Source organism: Luteolibacter sp. Populi, assembly GCF_040801775.1.
In the GTDB taxonomy this organism is placed as follows: Bacteria; Verrucomicrobiota; Verrucomicrobiia; order Verrucomicrobiales; family Akkermansiaceae; genus Haloferula.
Genome location: NZ_CP161812.1, coordinates 3,362,345 through 3,385,285 on the forward strand (window position 1 = coordinate 3,362,345; position 22,941 = coordinate 3,385,285).

A 22,941-nucleotide genomic window follows, 5' to 3' on the forward strand; every position below is an offset into this window, starting at 1 on the left:
TACCATTCAATCAACTACCTAGATGAATCCTCCATCAGACGAAGAAGAACCTCACTTGCCCGAGGCACCGGATATCCCGGCCTCGCGCTTCCACACGCGGCTGCTGTTGATGCTGTTCGGCATCGGCGCGATCGCCGCGGGTTTCCATTACGTGCCGAAGGCCTTCGCCGCGGAGTCGCCGGCAGGCCCGGCCGCCGGTGCTCCCCTGCCCCAGGTGACCGTGGCGAACGTCGAGCAGGAGACGGTCACCGATCATCGTGAACTCCTCGGCCGGGTGGACGCCCGCGAGACGGTCGAGGTCCGGCCGAGGGTTTCCGGACACATCAATGAAGTGCGTCTCCAGGCCGGCCAGATCGTCGAGAAAGGCGACGTGCTGTTCGTGATCGATTCGCGCTGGTATAAGGCGGAAGCCGAGCTGGCGGAGGCCGCGGTGGAGCGTGCCAAGGTGCGCGTGAGCATCGCCGAGAGCGAGGCCAAGCGGACGGCGAGCCTGGTTTCGGCCAAGGCGGTCTCGGTCGAGGCTTCCGAGACCCGCAACTCGCGGCTGGCGGAAGCCCGCACCGAGTTGCAATCGGCGGAAGCCTCGCTGGCCACGGCCAAGCTCGACCTCGAGCACACGGTCATCCGCTCGCCGATCCGCGGCAAGGTCAGCCGTGCGCTGGTTACCGCGGGCAATCTCGTTTCCGGCAATCCCGGGGGCGCGAGCTTGCTGACGACCGTGGTCTCGGCCGGGGACGTGTATGTTTACGCGGACGTCGATGAAACGACCGCGCTGACCTTCGACCGGCTGCGCCGTGAGGGTGCGATCGCCGGTGCCGATGGCAAGGTGATCGTGGACATGCAGGTGGGCGACGAGAAGGACTACCCGCACCGCGGCTACATCGAGTCCGCCGACAACCGGGTGGACGCCGCGACCGGCACCCTGGTCTACCGCATGGTCTTCCCGAACAAGGATGAAGTGCTGGTTCCCGGGCTCTTCGCCCGGGTGCGGCTGCCGGTGAGCTCGCCCTTGCCGACCCTGATGGTCAGCGAGCGGGCGATCGGCACTAACCAAAGCCAGAAGTTCGTGCTGACCGTGGCCACCGACAACACCGTGAGCTACCGCAGCGTGAAGCTCGGCCCGGTCCTGAATGGCAAGCGAGTGATCCGCGAAGGCATTCACAACGGCGACCGCGTGATCGTGAACGGTCTCCAGCGGGTCACCGCCGGGATGATCGTCGAGCCTTCGGTGGCGGTGAACTGAGCCGACCCGCTACTAGAAGCATCGTAACCCGGGCCGGAGCCATCGCTCCGGCCCTCGGGGCCTCCTGTGCCCCGGACTGAACCGACCTTGCCAGTCCCCTCTATGAATTTCTCCGACTTCTTTATCAAGCGCCCGATTTTTGCGGGCGTGCTATCCATCGTCACCTTCCTGATCGGGGCGATTGCCCTGTGGCAATTGCCGGTCAGCGAGTACCCGGAAGTGATCCCGCCCACGGTCGTGGTGCGTGCGAGCTATCCGGGCGCAAACCCGAAGACCATCGCCGAGACGGTTTCCACGCCGCTCGAGCAGGCGATCAACGGGGTCGAGGACTCGATCTACATGTTCTCGCAGGCGACCAGCGACGGGGTCATGACCCTGACGGTCACCTTCAAGCTCGGCACCGATCCGGACAAGGCGCAGGTCCAGGTGCAGAACCGCGTGGCGCAGGCGCTGCCGAAGCTGCCGGAAGAAGTCCGGCAGATCGGCGTGACGACGGTCAAGAGCTCGCCGGACCTGACGATGGTGGTCCACCTGCTCTCGCCGGACGGACGCTATGACGACGTTTACGTCCGCAATTATGCGACGCTGCAGGTGCGCGACGTGCTCACCCGCTTGCCCGGCGTCGGTCAGGTGCAGCTCTTCGGTTCCGGCGACTACGCGATGCGCGTGTGGCTCGATCCGAACAAGGTGGCCGCGCGCGGCATGACCGCCGGTGATGTGGTGGCGGCGATCCGCGAACAGAACGTGCAGGTGGCGGCGGGGTCCGTGGGGCAACAGCCGAATCCGAAGGGGGCCGACACGGAATTGCTGATCAACACGAAGGGGCGCTTGGTCACGGAGGAAGAGTTCGGCGATATCGTGCTGAAGATCGGAGGGCGCGGCGAACGCGTGCTGCTGAGGGACGTGGCGAGGGTCGAGCTGGGCGCTTCCGAATACGCGCTGCGCTCGCTGCTGAGCAACAAGACCGCGGTGGCGATCCCGATCTTCCAGCTTCCCGGCTCGAATTCGATCGCGCTCTCCAATGCGGTCCGCGAGACGATGGAGAAGCTGAAGGTCGATTTCCCGGACGGCTTGGAATACAAGATCGCTTATGACCCGACGGTGTTCGTGCGGCACTCGATCGAGGCGGTGGTTCACACGCTGTTAGAAGCGATCCTGCTGGTGGTGCTGGTGGTGATCCTGTTCCTGCAGACCTGGCGGGCCTCGATCATTCCGCTGGCGGCGGTGCCGGTTTCCCTGGTGGGGACCTTCGCGGTGATGAGCATGCTGGGGTTCTCGATCAACGCGCTCTCGCTCTTCGGCCTGGTGCTGGCGATCGGGATCGTGGTGGACGATGCGATCGTGGTGGTGGAAAACGTCGAGCGGAATATCGCGCTCGGCTACTCACCGGTGGAGGCGACGAAACGAGCGATGCGGGAGGTGACCGGACCGATCGTGGCGACCGCGCTGGTGCTCTCCGCGGTCTTCATTCCCACGGCCTTCATCACCGGCCTGAGCGGGCAATTCTACAAGCAGTTCGCGATCACCATCGCGATCTCGACGGTGATCTCGGCCTTCAACTCGCTGACCCTTTCCCCAGCGCTCTGCGCCCTGCTGCTGCGCGATCACAACGCTCCGAAGGACCGGCTCTCGCGGATCATGGATGGCGCGCTCGGCTGGTTGTTCCGGCCCTTCAACCGCTTCTTCGAGTGGGCATCGAACAAGTATTCCGCGGGTGTGAACCGACTGGTGCGGCGCGGCGCGATCGCGCTGCTCGTCTATGTCGGCCTTCTCTTTGCGACTTACTCGATCTTCAAGAAGGTGCCCTCGGGTTTCGTGCCGGCGCAGGACAAGCAGTATCTCGTGGCCTTCGCGCAGCTTCCTGAGGGTGCCTCGCTGGAGCGCACCGACGAGGTGATCCGCAAGATGGGCGACATCATGCTGAAGCACCCGGGCGTATCGGATTCGATCGCCTTCCCGGGACTTTCGATCAACGGCTTCACCAATAGCCCGAACGCGGGGATCGCCTTCGTGAACCTGAAGCCCTTCGAAGAACGCGAGGGCCCGGGCATGTCCGGCACGGAAATCGCGGCGGACCTGCAGCGGCAATTCGGCGAGATCCAAGGTGCCTTCGTGGCCATCTTCCCGCCGCCGCCGGTCAACGGCCTGGGCACGACGGGTGGCTTCAAGCTCTACATCGAGGACCGCTCGGGCATGGGCTACGACGAGCTCTACAACGCCACGCAGGCCTTGGTCGCGAAGGCGAACCAAACCCCGGGCCTGGGCCGGACCTTCTCCGGCTTCACCGTGAACGTGCCGCAACTCGATGCCGAGGTGGACCGCGCCAAGGCGAAGCAGCAGGGCATCCCGCTCGGCAACATCTTCGAAGCCATGCAGATCAACCTGGGATCGCTCTATGTGAACGATTTCAACCGCTTCGGGCGGACCTATCAGGTGGTGGCACAAGCGGATGCGGAATTCCGCACCGACGCCGAGGACATCGCGAAGCTGAAGACCCGCAACGACAAGGGCCAGATGGTGCCCCTCGGCTCCGTGCTGACGGTCAAGGAGACCTACGGACCGGAACGCGCGATGCGTTACAACGGCTACGCGGCCGCCGAGATCAACGGTGGACCCGCGCTGGGATACAGCTCCGGCCAGGCCGAGGCGCTGATGGAGCAGATCGCCAAGGAAACGCTGCCCAAGGGCATGGCGCTCGACTGGACGGACCTGACTTACCAGAAGATCCTGGCGGGGAACACGGGCATGCTCGTCTTCCCGATCAGCATCCTGCTGGTGTTCCTGGTACTAGCCGCGCAGTACCAGAGTTTCCGCCTGCCCTTCGCGGTGCTGCTGATCGTGCCGATGGCGCTGCTGTCCGCGATGGTCGGCGTGTGGCTGGACAAGGGTGACAACAACATCTTCACGCAGATCGGGCTGATCGTGCTGATCGGCCTGGCCGCGAAGAACGCGATCCTGATCGTCGAGTTCGCGGTGCATCTGCGTGAGCAAGGCAAGAGTGTGATCGAGTCGGCAGTGGAGGCGGCACGCCTGCGCTTGCGGCCGATCCTGATGACCTCGATCGCCTTCATCGCCGGGGTCTATCCGCTGGTGGCGGCGAGCGGTGCCGGCGCCGAAATGCGCCGGGCGATGGGCGTCGCGGTGTTCTCCGGCATGATCGGGGTGACCGTGTTCGGTCTCTTCCTCACGCCGATCTTCTATGTGGTGCTGGCGAAGGTCAGCAAGAAGGAGGAGCCGGTCTCCGCCTGAAGTGCCTCCCACTTACCAAAACGAATCATGAAAACTTCCCGCATCCTGCTGCTCTCCGCAGCCTTCATCAGTTCCTGCTCTTTCGAGCCTTCCCTCGACAAGCCGGGCGTCGAAGTCGTCCCCGTCAGCTTCAACGGTCACGGCGGCGGCTCCGCTCCAGCCACCCTGGAGTGGCGCTCCTTCTTCACCGACCCGCGGCTGAAAAAGCTCGTCGGCATGGCGCTGGAGAACAACCGCGACTTGCGCGTCGCAGCGCTCAATGTCGAGCAGGCCCGCGCCCAGTACGGCATTTCCCGTAGCGCCCTCTTTCCCACCGTGGATTTGTCCGCCACCGGCTCACGACGGCGGACACCGGGCTCGACCGTCTCCGGGGGGACGGCGGTCGAGTCCCGGAACTACGATGTCTCGGTCGGCGTCACTTCCTACGAACTCGACCTCTTCGGCCGCGTCCGCAGCCTGAATCACGCGGCCTTGGAAGACTACTTCGCCAGCGATGCCGCGCGGCTCGGCGTGCAGATCTCGCTGGTCGCGGAAGTGGCCGGGCAATACTTCACCGAACGGGCGCTGCTAGAGCAGATCGAGCTCTCCGACCAGACGCTGAAATCGGTCAGCCAGACCTACGACCTCACCAAGACCCGCCTCGATGCCGGCGATGTCTCGGAACTCGACGTGCGCTCGGTGGAGATCCAAGTGCAGACCGCGAAGGCGAACCTTGCTGCCTACCAGCAGCAACTCGCCGTCACCCGCAATGCGCTGTCCTTCCTGATCGGTAGCGGTCTTCCGAACAACCTGCCCTCGGGCCGGACACTGGAGCATGGCGTGCTCGCCGAGTTGCGTTCGGGCGTTCCTTCCGACCTGCTGACCCGCCGGCCGGATATCCTGGAAGCGGAACATCAGCTCCGTTCAGCGAATGCCAACATCGGTGCCGCCCGCGCCGCCTTCTTCCCGAAGATCACGCTCACGGGCGGAGCCGGCACGGCCAGCCGCAGCCTTGGCGACCTGTTCCAGAGCGGCTCAAGCGCCTGGTCCTTCGCCCCACAGATCAGTGTCCCGATCTTCGACGGCGGCTACAACAAGTCGAACCTGAAGGTCGCTCAAGTCCGCAAGCAGATCGGCATCGCGCAATATGAGAAGTCGATCCAGAACGCCTTCCGCGAGGTCTCCGACGGCCTCGTGGCACGCACCGGCATCAACGAGCAAATCGTCGCCTACGAAGGCTTGGTGGAAGCGCAGCAAAGGCGCTTCGATCTCGCCGACGCCCGCTACACGCAGGGCGTGGACAGCTACTTCCAAGTGCTGGATGCGCACCAGGAGCTCTACGCCTCGCGGCAGGCGCTGATCCAATTGCGCCTGTCCCGCCTGACCAATTCGGTCGGCCTCTACAAGGCGCTCGGCGGCGGCTGGTAATTTCTAACCACAAAACACCTGGGCACCCCCTCCGGCGGCAAAGCCTGAAAAATCCGGTCACACGGGCGCACCCCTCCCTTATCTTGGGTGGGGTGCGCCCTTCGTTAGGAGTCGACATTTCCGGCGGACTTCGCTTCCCTCCTATTAGAAGGGATGAAAAGGCTCGATCCGGCTCTCTTATTCGCCACCGCAGCACTGGCCTTGCTGGCGTCGTGCCGCAAGGAAGTGGCCAAGGCTCCCGCACCGCCCCCGACCGCGGTGATCGTGGACGAGGTGACGCAGCGCGACGTCCCCATCTACGTGGAGAACGTCGCCCGCACCGAGGCGGATTCCACGGTGGAGATCCTGGCCCGCGTGCGCGGTTTCCTGGTCGAAGCGCCCTTCAAGGAAGGCAGCCGCGTGAAGAAGGGCGACCTGCTCTTCCAGATCGATCCACTCCCTTTCAAAGCCGCCGTCAATCAATCGGAAGCCGCCCTCGCCAAAGCCGAGGCAACCCGCGACCGCAAGGTCTCGGATGTCGCCCGCCTCGAACCGCTTGCCAGCCAGAAGGCGATTTCCCAGCAGACCCTCGACGATGCCATCGCCGCCTCCCGAGTCGCGGAGGCGGATGTCCTTGCGGGGGAGGCTTCCTTGGAACTCGCGAAGCTTGATCTCGGCTACACCGAGATGCGCGCGCCCTTCGATGGCATGATCGGCGGCCGCGAGGTGGACGTGGGCAACTACGTCGGCAGCACCACGGAGAACACCCTCCTCGCCACCATCTCCACGGTCGATCCGATCCGGGCTGTTTGCCACATTCCTGAGGTCAGTTTCCTCCGCTTTCAAAGGCGCTTCCTGGGCGATCAGGATGCCGCCGACCGCCATGGCGAGGCGCTGGAGTTCGAGCTCATCCTCACGGACGGAACCACCTACGAGCACAAGGGCAGGTTCGCCTTCGTTGATCGCACCCTCGACGCCAGGGCCGGCACCTTGAAACTCGTCGTGAGTTTCCCGAATCCCGGTCTCCTCCTGCGCCCCGGCCAGTTCGGCCGCATCCGTGTCGCGCCGGAGGAGCGAAAGGGTGCCATTCTCGTGCCGCAAAAGGCCGTCGTCACCATCCAGAGCGCCCGGGCGGTGATGCTTGTCACCGCCGACAACAAGGTCGAGCAGCGCCCGATCGTGACCACGGACCGCTTCGAGGATCGCTTCATCGTAAGCAAGGGTCTCGAAAAGGGCGACCGCGTGATCGTCGAGGGCCTGCAGAAAGTCCGCCCCGGGATGCCGGTGAATCCGCTTCCGCCATCCGCCATGGAAGCACCTCCTGCTCGCTGAGTCATGGCCGCCTTCTTCATCCAGCGCCGGGTTGCCGCGATCGTCCTCTCGATCCTGATCCTGCTGGTCGGCTACCTCGGGCTGGTCTCGCTGCCGATCGCCCAATACCCGAGCATGACCCCGCCCACGGTGCAGGTCACGGCGGTCTATCCCGGTGCGAATTCGCGCGTCGTCGAGGAAACGGTGACAACCCCGCTTGAACAGGAAATCAACGGCGCGGAGGACATGCTCTACATGTCCAGCGGCAGCACCAGCGACGGCCAGTGCACCGTCAAGGTGACCTTCAAGGTCGGCAAGGACATCGACGACGCCGCGGTGGACGTCCAGAACCGGGTGGCCCGGGCCCAGCCGAAGCTCCCCGCCGACGTCGTCAAGAACGGCATCACCGTTACGAAGCAATCGCCGGACATGCTGCTCGTACTCGCCCTCAGCTCGCCGGATGGCACCTACGACGACCTCTTCCTCAACAACTACGCCTTCCTCAATCTCCAGTCGGAACTCGCCCGTGTGCCCGGCGTCGGCTCGGTATCGATCTTCACGCAAAAGGACTACTCGATGCGGGTGTGGCTCCAGCCGGACAAGCTCGCGAAGCTCGGCCTCACCGCCAGTGATGTCACCGCTGCCTTGCAGGAGCAAAACGTGCAGGCCGCCGCCGGCCAGATCGGGGCACCGCCCGCCCCGCAGGGGGTCGAGTTCCAGTTCTCTGTGAACGTGAAGGGCCGCTTGGTTCAGCCCGATGAGTTCGGGGAGATCGTTATCTCGACCTTGCCGGATGGCACGATCGTGCGCCTGAACGATGTCGCGCGCACCGAACTGGGCGGCAAGGATTACGCCAGCTTCGGCCGCATCAACGGCGCTCCCGCCTCCCTCATCGGCATCTACCAACTGCCCGCGGCGAATGCCCTCGAGACGGCGGAAGGCTGCAAGAAGCGCCTTGCCGAATTGTCCGCCGCCTTCCCGCCCGGCATGGAGGCCAAGGTCAGCTTCGACTCCACCCGCTTCGTCACCGCCTCCATCGAGCAGGTCATCCACACCTTGGTGGAAGCCTTCGTGCTGGTGCTCATCGTCGTCTTCATCTTCCTCGGCAACTGGCGCGCGACGCTGATTCCCATGTTGGCGGTGCCGGTCTCCTTGCTCGGCACCTTCGCCATCTTCGGCCCGCTCGGCTTCACCATCAATACCCTCACGCTTTTCGCCCTCGTGCTCGCGATCGGCATCGTCGTGGATGATGCGATCGTGGTGGTGGAAGCCGTCGAGCACCACATCGAGCACGGGCTCGCCCCGCTGGAAGCGACGAAGAAGGCGATGCAGGAAGTCTCGGGGCCGGTCGTGGCCATCGCGCTGGTGCTGTGCTCCGTCTTCGTTCCCGTGTCCTTCATGGGCGGCATCACCGGGAAGATGTACCAGCAGTTCGCCATTACCCTATCGGTCTCGGTGATCCTGTCGGCGATCGTGGCCCTTTCGCTCACGCCGGCCCTTTGCGTGATGATGCTGCGCCCGCGCAAGCAATCGAAGGGACCGGTGGCAAGGGCCCTGGGCGTCTTCAACCGCGCCTTCGACAAACTCACCGGAGGCTACACCGCAGCGTGCCGCTGGCTCATGCGCTATGGCGTGATCGCCTTGCTCCTGCTTGCGGGCATCTACACCGGCACCATCGGGCTTCTGAAACGCCTGCCCACCTCCTTCCTGCCGGAGGAAGATCTCGGCTATCTCTTCGTCATCGCCACACTGCCGGACGGAGCTTCCCAGGAGCGCACCGACCGCGTGCTGCGCAAGATCGAGGGCATCCTCGAAAAGACCCCGGGCGTCAGCGACGTCATCACCATCGGCAGCCTCAACCTCCTCAGCGGCGCGCGGGCGTCGAATGCCGGCGTCTGCATCGTTTCGCTCAAGGATTGGAAGGATCGCGAGGACCCGGCGGCACAGGTGCCTCAGATCGTCCCCTCGGTCTTCGTCGCCGTCAGCCAGATCCCGGAGGCCATGATCATCCCCGTGCCGCCTCCGCCCATCTCGGGCCTCGGCAATTCGGGCGGCGTGCAATTCGAACTCCAGGACCGGCGTGGCGGCACGCCCGATGAACTCCAGGACGTGTCGAACCGCTTCCTCGCCGCCGCCAGCGAGCGGCCTGAGATCGCGCGCGCATTTTCCTTCTACAGCAACCGCGTGCCGCAGCTTCACGTGGAACTCGACCGCGACAAGATCAAGACCCTCGGCATCCCGCTCGATGGTGTCTTCGCCGCGCTCCAGACCAATCTCGGCGGCCTTTACGTCAACGATCTCACCCTCTTCGGCCGCAGCTTCCAAGTGAAGGTCCAGGCCGAGTCGCAGTACCGGATGCACCCGGAGGATATCGGCGGCATCTACACCCGCAGCACCGATGGCAGCATGGTCCCCTTCAGCACCTTTGCCACCGTGGAGAATACCACCGGGGCCGACCTCCTGCCGCACTTCAATATTTACCGCACCTCGGAGGTCACCGCGAATGCCGCTCCCGGAGTCAGCTCCGGCCAGGTCATCGCTGCCATGGAGCAGGCCGCGAAAGAAGCGCTACCGGAAGGCTACGGCTATGAGTGGACCGGCACCGCCCTTCAGGAGAAACAAGCCGGTGGCCAGCAGGGAGTCATCCTCGCCATGGCCTTGCTCTTTGTTTTTCTGGTACTAGCCGCGCAGTACGAAAGCTGGGCCGTGCCCTTTGCCGTTCTCTTCGGCCTGCCGATCGGTGTCTTCGGTGCCTTCCTCGGGGCTTACCTGCGGAACCTCACCAATGACGTCTACGTCCAGATCGGACTGGTCATGCTCATCGGCCTCGCGGCGAAGAATGCCATCCTCATCGTCGAGTTCGCCAAGCAGCGCCGCGAGCAGGGCATGCCGATCCGCGATGCCGCCCTTGAGGGGGCGCGTCTCCGCCTTCGCCCGATCATCATGACCTCGCTCGCCTTCATCCTCGGCGTTGTCCCGCTGGTCCTCTCCTCAGGTGCGGGCGCTGCCAGCCGCCAGAGCCTCGGCACCGCCGTCTGCTTCGGGATGACCGCCGCCACCGTCATCGGCGTCTTTTTCATTCCCTGGCTCTATGTCGTCGTCCAGACCATCGCCGAAAAGTTCGGCGGCAAGCCGGCCGCGGTGAAAGAAGGCGCCCGGTAGCCTGCCGGCCACCGGGCGGTGAAACAATCCAATCCACGCCTGACGATCAAGCCACCGTCAGCTTCACTGGAATATTGTTCCGCGTGGCATTCGAATACGGGCAGATGATGTGCGCCTTATCCACCAGATCCTTCACCGTGGCGGGGTCGAGTTCGGGCACCGTGATCGTCAGCTCCACTTCGATCCCGAAGCCGCCGCCATCATCGCGCGGGCCGATGCCCACTTGAGCGGTCACGGTCGATTCGGCGGGGATGTGGATCTTCTCCTTGCCCGCGGCGAATTTCAGCGCGCCGAGGAAACAAGCGGAATACCCGGCGGCGAAAAGCTGCTCGGGATTGGTGCCCGGTCCACCCGCGCCGCCGAGTTCCTTGGGCGTCGAGAGCGTCACGGACAGCACGCCGTCCGCGGATTTGGAGCTTCCTTCGCGACCACCGGTGGAGGTCGCCTGAGTCGTGTAGAGTACGTTCATGGCGTTCCGGATGTAGCGCGGATTTGGCATCGCGCAAGAGGCGAGCCTGTCCCCACCATGCACCGCGGACATGCTCAGTCTATCAAGCTGGCATTTCCCGGACTCCCAATCTTCAGCTAGTCTCGCGCCATGAACGATACCACCCCGCGGATCACCGGCATCCACCACGTCACCGCCATCGCCAGCGATCCCCAGCGGAACATCGACTTCTACGCCGGTCTGCTCGGCCTCCGCCAGGTGAAGACGACCGTGAACTTCGACGACCCCTCCGCTTACCACCTCTATTATGGCGATGAGCACGGTACACCGGGAAGTATCGTCACCTTCTTCTACTGGCCCGGCCCCGAGGCGCGCGGTCGCGTCGGCAGCGGCCAAGCCACCGCGCTGGTGTTCTCCGCTCCGCCCGCGTCGCTTCCCTGGTGGCAGGAGCGCCTGGAGCGCCACGGCGTGAAAGTGGAGCGCAAGTCCCGCTTCGGTGAGGAATTACTGGCCTTCGCCGATCCCGATGCCATTCCGGTTGAGATCGTGGCCGTCGCGGAAGACAGCCGCAGCGGCTGGACCGGTGCGGGCATCCCGGCGGATTACACTCTCCGCGGTCTTCATACTGCCGAGCTCACCGTGGCCAACGCCGCTCCCACCGAGGCCCTGCTTTCCATCGAGATGCAATTCCGTCTCGTGAAACGCGAGGGCAACCGGGCCCGCTTCGAAGCCGGTCCCGGAGGTTCCGGCCGCTATGCCGATGTGATCGAGGACACCTCGGGCAAGCGCGGCAGCGGCGGCTCCGGCACCATCCACCACATCGCTTGGAGCGTTCCGGATGATGCCACGGAACTCGCCAAGCAAAGCGAGCTGCAGACCTCTGGCTACCAGGTCTCGCCGGTCATGGATCGCGACTACTTCCACTCGATCTACTACCGCGAGCGCGGCGGCATCCTCTTCGAGATCGCCACCGCCACGCCCGGCTTCGCCGTGGATGAGCCCGCCGAATCGCTCGGTGCCGCCCTGAAGCTTCCGAAGCAGTTCGAGGCCCATCGTGCCCGCATCGAGGAACTCCTGCCAGCCCTCCAACCCGCCAAATCCTTCACCTGATCCTGCCATGAAACTCCACGACCTCGCCCCTACCCTGCGCCTCGGCAAGCCGCCCGCGGAAGCGAAAGGCGCGCTTATCCTCCTCCATGGCCGCGGTGCCGGTGCCGAGGACATCGCGGGCCTCGCCGAATACCTGCCCGCCCGCGACCTCGCCATCCTTGCGCCTGCCGCCACGCAAAACACCTGGTATCCCCAGCGCTTCTTCGTCCCGCTTGCGGAGAATGAGCCTTGGCTCTCCAGTGCGCTCGATCTGGTCGAGGGCCATGTCGCCGAACTCCACGCCGCGGGTATTCCTTACGAGAAGATCGCCATTGCCGGGTTCTCGCAGGGCGGCTGCCTCGCGCTCGAATACGCCACCCGCCATCCGCGGAAGTATGGCCTCGTCGCCGGTCTCAGCAGCGCCCTCATCGGACCGCCGAAAATGAGCCGCGTGCCCGCCGATCTCAGCGGAGTGCCGGTGCTCGTCGCCTGCGCCACGCACGATGCCCACATCCCGCTCCCGCTGGTCGAGGATAGCATCGGCATCCTCCGCGGCTTCGGTGCGGAGGTGACCCGCCAGATCTTCCCCGGCTATGACCACACGGTTTTCCCGGAGGAGATCGAGTGGCTCTCGGCCCGCCTTGCCGGATGGGGATGAACCCGGGAGGGGCTCTGCTCGAAGGACGGCTCTGCCGCTGGGAGCGCGGAGCCACCGGCCCGCAGAACGGTCCTTGAAGGCGGTCCACTCCGAGGCTTGGACAAGAAGCAGCTGACGCCCGATTCATCCGCGACAACTATGCAGGCCTCAGGGTAGCTTCTGCGGGCCGGTGGCTCCGCGCTCCCAGCGGAAGAGCCGTCCGATTATTCCTTCATCGCCACTATTATTGCCATTCCTCGCCGGAAATGCCTTGCTCCCGCAGATGTCCGTCACGCGCATTTTCCTGATCCGCCACGGGGCGACGATGCTCACCGCGGAGGACCGCTTCGCCGGCTCCACCGACGTCCAGCTCTCGGATGAAGGCAGGCAACAGGTCGGTCGCCTCGCCGAACGCTTGAGCCTGATTCCGGTGGATGCGGTCTATGCCTCACCGCTGGGCCGGACGATCGAGACCGCGCGGATCCTCGCCGCCCCTCATTCCATGAACGTGCAGGCCCGTGACGGCCTGAAGGAAATTTCCCACGGGCACTGGGAACAGCTCACCCGCAAGGAGGTCGAGCAAGCCTATCCGGAAGAAGCCGCCGCGTGGGACCGCGATCCCTTCACCTTCGCCCCTGCTGGCGGGGAAAGCGGGCTCGCTGTGACCGCCCGTGCCCTGCCCGCGCTGCTGGACATCGTGAAGAATCACCAGGGCAAGCCGGTGATCGTGGTCTCTCACAAGGCCACCATCCGCCTGCTGCTGAGTTCCCTGTTAGGCTTCGATCCGCGACGCTACCGCGACAATCTCGACCAGGATCCCGCGGCGCTGAACATCATCGATTTCAAGGACCCCGTCCGCGCCCGTCTGATGCTCTTCAACGATAGTTCCCACTACTCCGAGTCCGGCATGGCCATCCCCGATGTCGCGGGGGCATGCCTGTCGAAGTGGTGGGCCTCCGACCTTCATCCCTGACATGAAAATCGCCATCGGTTCCGATCACGCGGGCTTCCGCTACAAGCAGGAGATCATCGCGCACCTGCAAACACTGGGGCATGAAGTGCAGGACTTCGGCACCGACTCCACGGAAGCGGTCGACTACCCGGTCTTCATCCGACCCGTCGCGGAAGCGGTAGCGGCGGGTCAATACGAGCGCGGCATCGTCCTCGGCGGCTCCGGCAATGGCGAGGCCATGGCCGCCAACCGTGTCCGTGGCGTGCGCTGCGGGCTGTGCTGGAATGCGGAGTCGGCGCGCCTGACCCGGAGGCACAACGACGCCAACGTCCTCTCGCTCGGCGAACGGATGATGGACTTGGCGACTGCGCTGGAGATCGTGGACATCTTCCTCGCGACGCCCTTCGAGGGCGGGCGCCACCTTGAAAGAATCCAGCAGCTCGACACATGAAGCCGCATCTTCTGCCGGAGGACATCGAGGCCTTCCTGCACGGGAAGATCCCGGTAACCAAGGCGATGGAGATCCGCGTGGAATCCTACGAGGACGACCGGCTCGTCATCACCGCGCCGCTGGCCGCGAATCACAATCACCTCGGCACCGCCTTCGGTGGCAGCCTGGCCGCCATCGCCACGTTGGCCGGCTACGCCTTGCTCTGGCTGGAACTCGGCGACAAGGAGGCCCACATCGTGATCCGTAGCTCGAAGGTTTCCTACGACCGGCCGGTGCGCGGCGAGATCCGCGCGGTATGCGTGCGCCCGGCCGAGAGCACGCTGACGCGATTCCGGAAAAACTATGAACGCAGTGGAAAGGGCCGGATCAAGCTCGGCGTGACGATCGTGGAAGAGGACAATGTCTGCGTGGACTTCGAGGGAATCTATGTCGCGATCCGTTAGATGAGCGACTCTCTTTCAAAATTACGGTCCGGGCAGCTCGCCGGGGCAACGCGCATCGACCTGTCCTGCGGACTGACGGAGTTCCCGCGCGAGATCTTCGAACTCGCGGATACGCTGGAAGTCCTCAATCTAACAGGCAACCGGCTCTCGGAACTTCCGGACGACTTGCCGCGCCTATCGAAGTTGCGGATCCTCTTCTGTTCCGCGAACGAATTCCGCCATTTGCCGGCTGTCCTCGGCCAATGCCCCGCTCTCGAAATGATCGGCTTCAAGTCGAACGCGATCGAGAGCGTCACCGGAGTTCCGACATCGCTGCGCTGGCTGATTCTCACTGACAACCGGATCGAACGCCTGCCCGCCTCGCTCGGGAATTGCACGCGCCTGCAGAAACTGATGCTCGCGGGCAATCTCCTCAAAGAACTCCCGGAAGAAATGGCTGCCTGCCGCGCCTTGGAACTGGTGAGGCTATCGGCCAATCGCTTCCACGCACTTCCCGCCTGGCTCTTCGAACTGCCGCGACTGGCCTGGCTGGCCCTCGGCGGGAATCCGCTCAGCGACGCCAACCACCGCCTCAGTCCGATCGCGGGGATTCCGTGGCAAGCAATCCGGACGGATGAAATCCTCGGCGAGGGCGCTTCCGGCACGATCTACAAGGGAAGCTGGCAGAGCCGCGACATCGCAGTGAAGATCTTCAAAGGTGCCGTCACCAGCGACGGTCTGCCCGCGGATGAAATGGCCGCCTGCCTCGCCGCCGGAGATCACCCGCACTTGATCCCGGTGCTGGGCAAAATCACGGACCACCCAACGGCTGCGCAAGGTCTCGTCCTCGATCTCATCGGCAAGGATTTCGCCAGCCTGGCCGGGCCGCCGAGTTGGGAGACCTGCACCCGCGATGTCTATCGGGAAGGCCATCGCTTCTCCCGCGCGGAGGCACTGCGGATCGCCAATGGCATGGCCGCCGCGGGCCGGATGCTCCACGAGCGCGGCATCCTGCATGGCGATTTCTACGCCCACAACATTCTGGCGAATGCCGCCGGGGATTGCCTGCTCGGCGACTTCGGTGCGGCCTCCTTCTATCCGGAATTGCTACCGGCACAGGCTCTGGAGCGCATCGAAGCGCGCGCCTTCGGCTGCCTTCTGGAGGAATTGTTGGACCGCTGCGACGATGCCACGGAGGAGATCCGGGAACTCGCAAACGACTGTCTTTCCCCCGTCCCGGCAGAGCGTCCGCTCTTCTCCGCCATCGCGGAACGCTTGGAAGACATGGCGGCAAGATCGACCTGTTAGACCGTTCCGGTTTGCCTTCGTGCCCGAAATCGGTTGAGATGTGGGTGGATCGACCCCCACCGATGGCCCAAGCCCGGGATACTCCCACCACTTACAAGCCAGCTTGGACCCTGCCGTCCCAGCCATGGAAAGTCGTGGCCTTGGGCGTGGCGATGATCCTGGTCATCGGCACGATCGACCGGCTGATCGAGCCGCAGTTGAGCAGCGCATTCTTCTATCTGCTGCCGGTGATCTATGTCGGGCGTCACGCCGGCTGGTGGACCAGTCTCGCCTGCGCAGTATTCGCCTGCGTCGTCTCGCTGCACGCGGATATGGTCAGTTCGCGTGCCCAGGTCTTCTCCTACCTCCCCTTTTCGAACGCTTCACTGCGCCTCGGGGTCTTGCTCATCGTCCTGCGGCTGGTGCGCTCGCTGCGCGACCTGAACGACTCGCTCGAAGCCCGGGTGCGCGATCGCACGGCCCGCCTGCAGGCCGAGGTGAAGGAGCGGCTGAAGCTGGAGAACCGCATTCTGGAGGCCCGCGAGTCCGAGCAGGCGCGGATCGGCCAGGATCTGCACGACGGGCTTTGCCAGCACCTCGTCGCCACCGCTTTTTCCGCCAGCATCTTGCAGCGCAATCTGGAAGAAGTGCACGTGAAGGAAGCGGGCGAGGCGGCGAAGATCGTCGGCCTGCTCGACGAATCGATTACCCAGGCGCGCGACCTCGCCAAGGGCCTCTATCCCGTGCCGCTGGAAAAGGAAGGCCTCGAAACCGCCCTGCAGGCGCTGGCCGACACCACCTCCAAGCGCACCGGCATCGACTGCACCCTGGACGTCTCCGACCGCCCTTCGGATCTGGATAAGGGCACGACCATCCATCTCTACCGGATCGCGCAGGAGGCCATCAACAACGCCGTGAAGCACTCTGGCGCGGAACGCATCCTGATTGAATTCGAGGCCACCGCCGATGAGTTCGACCTCAAGGTTTCCGATGACGGCAAGGGACTGGATGCCAAGGCTCCGCCCACCCCGAGCGAGGGCGGCATGGGCCTGCACATTATGGACTATCGGGCGCGGGCCATCGGTGCGAAGCTCGAGGTCGCCCCGGCGAAAAACGGCGGGACCAGCATTCGCTGCTATTCGAATGGAGAAGGATTTGCCGATGAATGAGCCAACCCAAGCAAACGCCGTACGGATCGTGATCGTCGACGATCACCCGATGGTCCGCGAGCGCCTCGCCGAAATCATCAACCGCGAAGCCGACATGAAAGTTTGCGGCGAGGCTGAAGACCGGCCAAACGGCCTCGAGGTGATCGGACGCGAGAAGCCGGACCTCGCCATCATCGACCTGACCCTCAAGCGCTCCAACGGCCTGGACCTGATCAAGGACCTGCGCGCGATGCACCCCCAACTGCGGATTCTGGTCGTCTCGATGCAGGAAGAAAACCTGTACGCCGAGCGCGTGATCCGCGCCGGCGCCCATGGCTACATCACCAAGCAGGAGGCGACCCGCAAGATCCTCGAGGCGATCCGCATGGTGCTCGCCGGCAAGGTTTATCTGAGCGACGCGCTCTCCGCCGACATCCTGTCCCGGATGGTCGGCAAGTCGAAGGCCCCGGGCAGTTCCTTCGAGCTGCTGACCGACCGCGAGTTGCAGGTCTTCAACCTCGTCGGCCAAGGTTTCAGCACCCGGCAGATCGCCGAACAGCTCGGACTCGACGTGAAAACGGTCGAAACCTACCGCGCACGGATCAAGGACAAGTTGGAACTCAAGGACGCGTCCGAACTCCTGCGGAAGGCGATCGCGTGGAAACTGGATCATCCCACCGCCTGACTGGTCGGTTGTAGGGTTTTCCCTTACAGATAACTCAGGGGATTCCAGGGGAAACAATCCACACCCTGCCCGATGGACCGAAGGTCCTGCTTCAGGCACTCTTCGTCCACGCATCGGCGGTTCCGTTCTCGCATTCGGCCCGGGGGGGACACGAGGGAGACGGACCCCCGGTGCAGTTTCTTTTTCGGGGTTGTGGCTTTACGGCTGAAGCGGGCGAGATGAAATTTCCGCGATGCCTGCCACGCTGATTCCCAAGCTCCGCAGCCCTTACGACACCGTGGGCGGGATCGTCCATTTCGGCCGGATGCTCGACAAGATCCGGCTCCATGCCGCGGGCGAACTCCCGCCGGGCTGGGCCGAGGCGATGGGAGTCTCGGGCGGCTTCGACTTCCGCTGCTGCCACTTTCTCGGCGTGGATTATGCCGACCTGAAGGCCGAAGTCTCCAAGGGTGGTAGCGACGAGGATCTGCTCGCATGGGCGCTTGCCCGCGGGCGTCAGCCGGACGAGGAAGACATCACGGTCTGGAACGGCTTCATGATGAAGCTCGGGTGGCGCGATCCCGTCGCCACGCGGGTCAAGTTCAGGCTCAACGAGTCCGGCTTCCCCGAAGATGCGGTGGAGACGATGTTCGACTTCATCGAGTTCGACGAAGGCCGGTCGCCGCGCAACGCATAAGAGGACGGCTCAGACCACTCCCACCCGGATCCGCGAGCACCATAGCCAGCCCTTTTTCACTGGCATCAGCGCCGCCGCTGCCTTCCGGAAAGTCACGATGCGGAGTTCCTCCTCGCTCACCCCTGCCTTGAGCAAGGTCTGCACGCTCCCCTGGCTCGAAAACAGCCCGGTCAAGCGCTCCGCATCACCCTCGTCTTCATGATGGAGCAACAACTCCCGCGCCCAGCGGAACTGACCGCTCTCCTGCATCCGCCCCAGATGGCCGGACTTCTCGTGGAACTGGATCCCGGGTGAGAGGTTCAGTTCCCGCTCCATCCGGCGCGCGAGGAGATCGCATTCCAGATAAGCCGCATCCAGTTGCCAGAGTCCCGTCACCGGGGGCCAATCGTAGTCGCACGATGCGAAGACCCCGCCTGGCCGGAGAATCCTACCCGCTTCCGCAAAGGTCGACTGCGGCTCCATCCAGTGCAGCGCCTGGGCGCAGACGACGATGTCCGCGCAGGCATCGGGCAGGCCGGTCGCATGGGAGAAGCCGCGGACGTAGGAAACCCCTTCCCCACCCCGCTGCTCCGCCTCGGCACGCATCGAGTCCGTGGGTTCGACCCCGATGATCTTCGCCACCCGCCCGCTCCAATAGCGGGTAGAGAGCCCGGTCCCGCTTCCCAGGTCGACCACCGTGGCGCTGGAATCGGCCCCGGCGATCTCCATCAACAGGCTTCCAAGCCGCTCCGGCGGCGAGGGCCGGTGGCGGTCGTAGTGATCCGCGAAGCCGGTGAAGCGCTCGATATTGGTCGCGAAAGTCTCCTGATCCGGCATGCCGGAATCATGGCCCGGACTTCAGGCGACGCAACCGCTCAGCCCTCCCCTTCCAAACACGGCCGGGTGCAGGGCATCCGGGGCCGCGATGCAACCATCAGCACTGCCGCAGCAGCGATTCCGAGCCCGATCACCCCCGCCGCCGCCCAGCCGACGTAGGGCAGGCCGTAGGCATCGATCACCCGCCCGCCGAGCAAGGCACCGAGTCCGATGCCCATATTCGCACCGGAGATATTGAGAGAGGCGCCCAGCGCCGGATTGGCCGCTGCGGACTTCATCACCCGCACGTGGGAGGCGGTGAAGAGGCCGGCTTGGGCGACGCCCCAGACCGCCAGCACGAGCCCTAGCGGCACCCACGAATGAAGCAGCGGAACCAAGACGATCATGGTGATCGCCATCGGCACGCAGAGGGCGATGGATGCGCCGAGGGCGCTGCGGTCCACCAGCTTGCCGCCCAGCCAGTTGCCAAGCATGCCCATGCCGCCGAAGCCCATCAGGATCCAGCCCACGGTCGCGCCATCGAAGCCGCCGAGCCGTTCCAGGATGTCCGCGAGGTAAGTGTAGGCGGTGAACATCCCGGCGAAGACCAGCAGCGATAGCAGCACGTGGCCGGCGACCACACGGTCACGCAGGATGCCCATCTGTGCCCCCACCGATTCGGAAGCTTCCTTCTTCCTCATCGACGGCAGGAAGAAAAACAGCAGCGCCGCCTTGGCAAAGGCAAGGACCGCCAAGGAAGCGAAAGCCACTCTCCAGCCGAAAGCATCCGCCACCAAGGTGCCGATCGGGATGCCGAAGATGGTCGCAGCCACGACCCCGAAGGAGACCATCGAGATCGCTTTCCCCGCGCGCTCCGGGCCCATGATATTGACCGCGGTCTCGCTGGCCAGCGACCAGAAGACCGGCAGCATCACCGCCGGGATGAAGCGGGCGAAGGCCATCACCCCGAAATTCGGGGCCAGCGCAGCCAGCAGGTTCGACAGCGAGAACAGGAGCAGGGTGCTGATGAAGAGCCGCTTGCGCTCGAAACGCGACATGTAGGCCACCAGCGGCGGCCCCACCAGCGCCACCGTAAAGGCAAACAGGCTGACCAGCAGGCCCGCCACGGGAATGCTGACGCCCAGATCCCGGGCCATCGCCGGCAACAGGCCCACGATGACGAATTCCGTGGTTAGCACCGTGAAGCCGGCGGCCGAGAGGAGGACAATGGGAAGGATCGGCCTTCCTGACGACGAGACGCTCATGGGAACAGACGCAGGCAGCAAGCGGGCCAGCGCGGGCAATCTGCGCAGGACGCCAACGATGTCCAATGACGATATCGAGCAGTTTGAAGACGATTTCGTGATCTCGGCTTCACAGGTCGAAACCACCGTCGATTTTCAGGTCGCGCCGGTGACGTATCCGCCATATGTCGTTGATCTTAATGGATCATTCCGACCGCGGCGCGGAGTCGCTGTTCACGCTGTGCTCATGGCCTGACGGACGTTAAAAGGCCGACATCCCTTGGAGATGCCGGCCAAAAGGGAAAATTCGGACTGGAGGGTCAGCGGGTGGCGTCCTTCACGTCTTCTTTGATATCCTTGCCTGCGTCTTTCAGGTCCTTGCCCACGTCCTTGGCGGCGTCTTTCACGTCTTCCCCGGCGTCCTTGAGCTTTTCATTCGGGCGGCGATCCAAGGCATCGTCGACCTTTTCCTTCACAGCGGGGGTTTCGTGTTTCTCGCAGGCCGGAAGGGCGACGAGGGAGGCGGCGAGCAGGAGGTAGTGAAGTTTCATCATGGTTTTTGGTTCCGCCCGGTTCGACGGGCGGTAGGCACCCCGTCGCCTCGCTGGGGGAAGAATCAATGCGCAATATTGAGGGAAAAACCTGCGAAGTGATCTTAGGTAACGGGAATGTCGCGTGCTTACCCCTTGCCAAGCCGGGAAAAAGGGGGCATAGGCCGCGCCGCCTTCGCCGGGGAGGTCCACGCCGTTATGTCTCTCAAGATCCGCAATCTCGCCATTATCGCCCACGTTGACCACGGGAAGACCACCCTCGTCGACCAGCTCCTGCAAGCCGGCGGGACCTATCGTGACAACCAAGCCCAGCAAGAGCGCGCCATGGACTCCATGGACCTCGAGAAGGAAAAGGGGATCACGATCAAGGCGAAGAACACCGCCATTCACTGGGAAGGCTACACGATCAACATCGTCGACACCCCGGGCCACGCCGACTTCGGCGCCGAAGTGGAGCGCGTGATGAAGATGGTCGATGGCGTTCTCCTCGTGGTGGATGCCTCCGGCGGCCCGCAGGCCCAGACCCGCTTCGTGCTGCGCAAGGCGATGCAGGAAGGCCTGAAGCCGATCGTGGTGGTCAACAAGATCGACCGCCCGCTCGCTACCCCTCTCAAGGTTCACGATCAAGTGCTGGAGCTGCTGCTCGACCTGGATGCCGATGAAGAGCAGTTCAACGCGCCTTTCTGCTACGGCTCCGCCCGCGACGGTTACTTCATGGATCACCCGGATGACGAGCGGAAGGATTGCGTGCCGCTGCTCCGCAAGATCATCGAGCACATCCCCGAGCCGAAGGCCGATCCGGATGCGCCCTTCCTGATGCTGGTCTCGAACATCGAGTGGGATGAGTACGTCGGTCGCGTCGCCGTGGGCAAGGTCCTGGGCGGCAACGTCAAGAAGGGCGACACCATTTACCTCCTCCGCCAGGACGGCACCAAGGTGCAGTCCAAGGTGATGAAGACCTTCACCTACTCCGGCCTGGCCACCGCCGACTCTGAAGGCTGCGGCGCGGGTGGGATCGTCGGCATCGCCGCCGGCATCGAGAACATTGACATCGGCGAAACCATCGCTGGTGCCGCGGATCAGGTGCCGCTGCCATTCGTGGCGATCGACCCGCCGACGGTGTCGATGCAGTTCTCGATCAACGATGGTCCGCTGGCCGGCAAGGAAGGCAAGCACGTGACCTCCCGCGCGATCCGCGAGCGCCTGATGCGCGAGCTGAAGACGAACATTTCGATCACGGTGGAAGACACCGACCTCTCCGGCGTTTTCAACGTCTCCGCCCGTGGTGCGATGCAGATCGCGGTGCTGGTCGAGCAGATGCGCCGCGAAGGCTTCGAGGTGCTGGTCTCCCGGCCGGTGGTGATCTATCGCCGCGACGACAACGGCAAGCTGCTGGAACCCTTCGAGACCCTCTACGTGGAAGCTCCGGGCGAATACACCCAGGGCATCCTGAAGATCCTCCTGAACCGCAAGGGCATGATGGAGCACATGGATACCGAGGCCAGCGGCCGCGTGTTCATCCAGGCGCTCATCCCGACCCGCGGCCTGATCGGCTTCGAGACCGAACTGGTGAACCTGACCTCCGGCCACGGCATCATGAGCCACCTCTTCAAGGAGTATGGCCTGCACGCCGGGGATATCCAGAACCGCACGACCGGCACACTGGTCTCGATGGATTCCGGCACCGCCACCCCTTACTCGCTGCAGATGCTGGAAGAGCGCGGCATCCTTTTCGCCGCGCCCGGCGATGCCGTCTACGAAGGCATGCTGGTGGGTGAAAACCCCCGCGTCGGCGACCTGCCGGTGAACCCGGTGAAGGAGAAGCATCTGGATAACATGCGCTCCTCCGGCAAGGACAAGACTTCCAAGCTGACCCCCGCGATCCGCTTCTCGCTCGAGCGTGCCATCGAATACATCGATGCGGACGAACTGGTCGAAGCGACCCCGCTGAACATCCGCCTGCGCAAGCGGATCCTGGACGCCAACGCGCGCAAGCGTGCGGCCAAGGGACCGAGTGTCGAAGACCGCAGCAACCGCGGCTGATCTTCGGAACGATCTTCCCCAACTGCCTTCCCCGCACGGGCCGTCCCTTCAACAAGGACGGCCCGTTGTCATTTTGAGGGTTGCATGAATTTGCAAGAGGCGGATCGAAGGGCGCGGCGTCGCTTCGCGAAGTGGCCGATGCCGAAGTAGACGCGCTCAAGC

General features: G+C 64.2%; 20 protein-coding genes. 16 read left to right on the top strand and 4 right to left on the bottom strand.

Annotated features, from left to right (window positions below):
* Nucleotides 1-22: 22 nt before the first annotated feature.
* The 5 genes from ABWK72_RS13615 to ABWK72_RS13635 all read left to right on the top strand — a co-directional run bounded on the left by ABWK72_RS13615 (nucleotide 23) and on the right by ABWK72_RS13635 (nucleotide 10,351).
* Nucleotides 23-1,243, top strand: coding sequence for an efflux RND transporter periplasmic adaptor subunit (locus tag ABWK72_RS13615; RefSeq protein WP_367870117.1), 1,221 nt, complete (start codon nucleotides 23-25; stop codon nucleotides 1,241-1,243).
* A gap of 102 nt (nucleotides 1,244-1,345) precedes the next feature.
* A complete protein-coding gene (locus ABWK72_RS13620; protein WP_367870118.1) occupies nucleotides 1,346-4,492 on the top strand; it encodes an efflux RND transporter permease subunit in 3,147 nt (1,048 codons plus the stop codon).
* 27 nt (nucleotides 4,493-4,519) lie between these two features.
* A complete protein-coding gene (locus ABWK72_RS13625; protein ID WP_367870119.1) occupies nucleotides 4,520-5,899 on the top strand; it encodes an efflux transporter outer membrane subunit in 1,380 nt (459 codons plus the stop codon).
* A 153-nt stretch (nucleotides 5,900-6,052) separates the two neighbouring features.
* On the top strand, nucleotides 6,053-7,210 hold the full coding sequence (locus tag ABWK72_RS13630; RefSeq protein WP_367870120.1) for an efflux RND transporter periplasmic adaptor subunit: 1,158 nt from the start codon (nucleotides 6,053-6,055) through the stop codon (nucleotides 7,208-7,210).
* Between the two features lie 3 nt (nucleotides 7,211-7,213).
* Nucleotides 7,214-10,351: an efflux RND transporter permease subunit gene (locus tag ABWK72_RS13635; RefSeq protein ID WP_367870121.1), complete on the top strand. Its 3,138-nt coding sequence runs from the start codon at nucleotides 7,214-7,216 to the stop codon at nucleotides 10,349-10,351.
* A 46-nt stretch (nucleotides 10,352-10,397) separates the two neighbouring features.
* Here the strand turns inward: ABWK72_RS13635 and ABWK72_RS13640 are convergent, their stop codons facing one another.
* Entirely contained in the window at nucleotides 10,398-10,820 is a 423-nt protein-coding gene (locus tag ABWK72_RS13640) for an organic hydroperoxide resistance protein (protein WP_367870122.1), read from the bottom strand.
* 129 nt (nucleotides 10,821-10,949) lie between these two features.
* On the opposite strand from ABWK72_RS13640, the gene ABWK72_RS13645 reads away from it, so the two are divergent.
* From ABWK72_RS13645 to ABWK72_RS13685, 9 genes are all read left to right on the top strand, one after another.
* Entirely contained in the window at nucleotides 10,950-11,909 is a 960-nt protein-coding gene (locus ABWK72_RS13645) for a VOC family protein (protein WP_367870123.1), read from the top strand.
* Nucleotides 11,910-11,916: 7 nt separating this feature from the next.
* Nucleotides 11,917-12,546 carry an alpha/beta hydrolase gene (locus ABWK72_RS13650; RefSeq protein ID WP_367870124.1) on the top strand — a complete coding sequence of 210 codons (630 nt, stop codon included), beginning with the start codon at nucleotides 11,917-11,919 and terminating at the stop codon, nucleotides 12,544-12,546.
* A gap of 262 nt (nucleotides 12,547-12,808) precedes the next feature.
* Entirely contained in the window at nucleotides 12,809-13,498 is a 690-nt protein-coding gene (locus tag ABWK72_RS13655; protein WP_367870125.1) for a histidine phosphatase family protein, read from the top strand.
* Nucleotide 13,499: 1 nt separating this feature from the next.
* The gene (gene rpiB / locus ABWK72_RS13660) at nucleotides 13,500-13,928 is read left to right on the top strand and encodes a ribose 5-phosphate isomerase B (protein WP_367870126.1); all 429 of its coding nucleotides are present in this window, start codon (nucleotides 13,500-13,502) and stop codon (nucleotides 13,926-13,928) included.
* The gene (locus ABWK72_RS13665; RefSeq protein WP_367870127.1) at nucleotides 13,925-14,371 is read left to right on the top strand and encodes a YiiD C-terminal domain-containing protein; all 447 of its coding nucleotides are present in this window, start codon (nucleotides 13,925-13,927) and stop codon (nucleotides 14,369-14,371) included. Before rpiB ends, ABWK72_RS13665 begins: the two co-directional genes overlap by 4 nt.
* On the top strand, nucleotides 14,372-15,658 hold the full coding sequence (locus ABWK72_RS13670) for a leucine-rich repeat-containing protein kinase family protein (RefSeq protein ID WP_367870128.1): 1,287 nt from the start codon (nucleotides 14,372-14,374) through the stop codon (nucleotides 15,656-15,658).
* 62 nt (nucleotides 15,659-15,720) lie between these two features.
* Nucleotides 15,721-16,806 carry an ATP-binding protein gene (locus tag ABWK72_RS13675; protein WP_367870129.1) on the top strand — a complete coding sequence of 362 codons (1,086 nt, stop codon included), beginning with the start codon at nucleotides 15,721-15,723 and terminating at the stop codon, nucleotides 16,804-16,806.
* Nucleotides 16,799-17,470 (top strand): response regulator, encoded by a 672-nt coding sequence (locus ABWK72_RS13680; protein ID WP_367870130.1) that lies wholly within the window; start codon nucleotides 16,799-16,801, stop codon nucleotides 17,468-17,470. The genes ABWK72_RS13675 and ABWK72_RS13680 overlap by 8 nt, the downstream gene beginning before the upstream one ends.
* Before the next feature lie 232 nt (nucleotides 17,471-17,702).
* Nucleotides 17,703-18,146 carry a DUF5069 domain-containing protein gene (locus tag ABWK72_RS13685; RefSeq protein WP_367870131.1) on the top strand — a complete coding sequence of 148 codons (444 nt, stop codon included), beginning with the start codon at nucleotides 17,703-17,705 and terminating at the stop codon, nucleotides 18,144-18,146.
* 9 nt (nucleotides 18,147-18,155) lie between these two features.
* Here ABWK72_RS13685 and ABWK72_RS13690 read toward each other — a convergent pair whose 3' ends face one another.
* Nucleotides 18,156-18,962, bottom strand: coding sequence for a class I SAM-dependent methyltransferase (locus ABWK72_RS13690; RefSeq protein ID WP_367870132.1), 807 nt, complete (start codon nucleotides 18,960-18,962; stop codon nucleotides 18,156-18,158).
* Nucleotides 18,963-19,000: 38 nt separating this feature from the next.
* Nucleotides 19,001-20,206, bottom strand: coding sequence for an MFS transporter (locus ABWK72_RS13695; protein WP_367870133.1), 1,206 nt, complete (start codon nucleotides 20,204-20,206; stop codon nucleotides 19,001-19,003).
* On the opposite strand from ABWK72_RS13695, the gene ABWK72_RS13700 reads away from it, so the two are divergent.
* The gene (locus tag ABWK72_RS13700) at nucleotides 20,142-20,441 is read left to right on the top strand and encodes a hypothetical protein (protein ID WP_367875384.1); all 300 of its coding nucleotides are present in this window, start codon (nucleotides 20,142-20,144) and stop codon (nucleotides 20,439-20,441) included. The two genes, ABWK72_RS13695 and ABWK72_RS13700, sit on opposite strands and share 65 nt — an antisense overlap.
* Before the next feature lie 64 nt (nucleotides 20,442-20,505).
* Here ABWK72_RS13700 and ABWK72_RS13705 read toward each other — a convergent pair whose 3' ends face one another.
* Nucleotides 20,506-20,739: a hypothetical protein gene (locus tag ABWK72_RS13705; protein ID WP_367870134.1), complete on the bottom strand. Its 234-nt coding sequence runs from the start codon at nucleotides 20,737-20,739 to the stop codon at nucleotides 20,506-20,508.
* A 195-nt stretch (nucleotides 20,740-20,934) separates the two neighbouring features.
* Between ABWK72_RS13705 and typA the strand changes: the two genes are divergently transcribed.
* Nucleotides 20,935-22,779: a translational GTPase TypA gene (gene typA, locus ABWK72_RS13710; RefSeq protein ID WP_367870135.1), complete on the top strand. Its 1,845-nt coding sequence runs from the start codon at nucleotides 20,935-20,937 to the stop codon at nucleotides 22,777-22,779.
* Nucleotides 22,780-22,941: the final 162 nt, after the last annotated feature.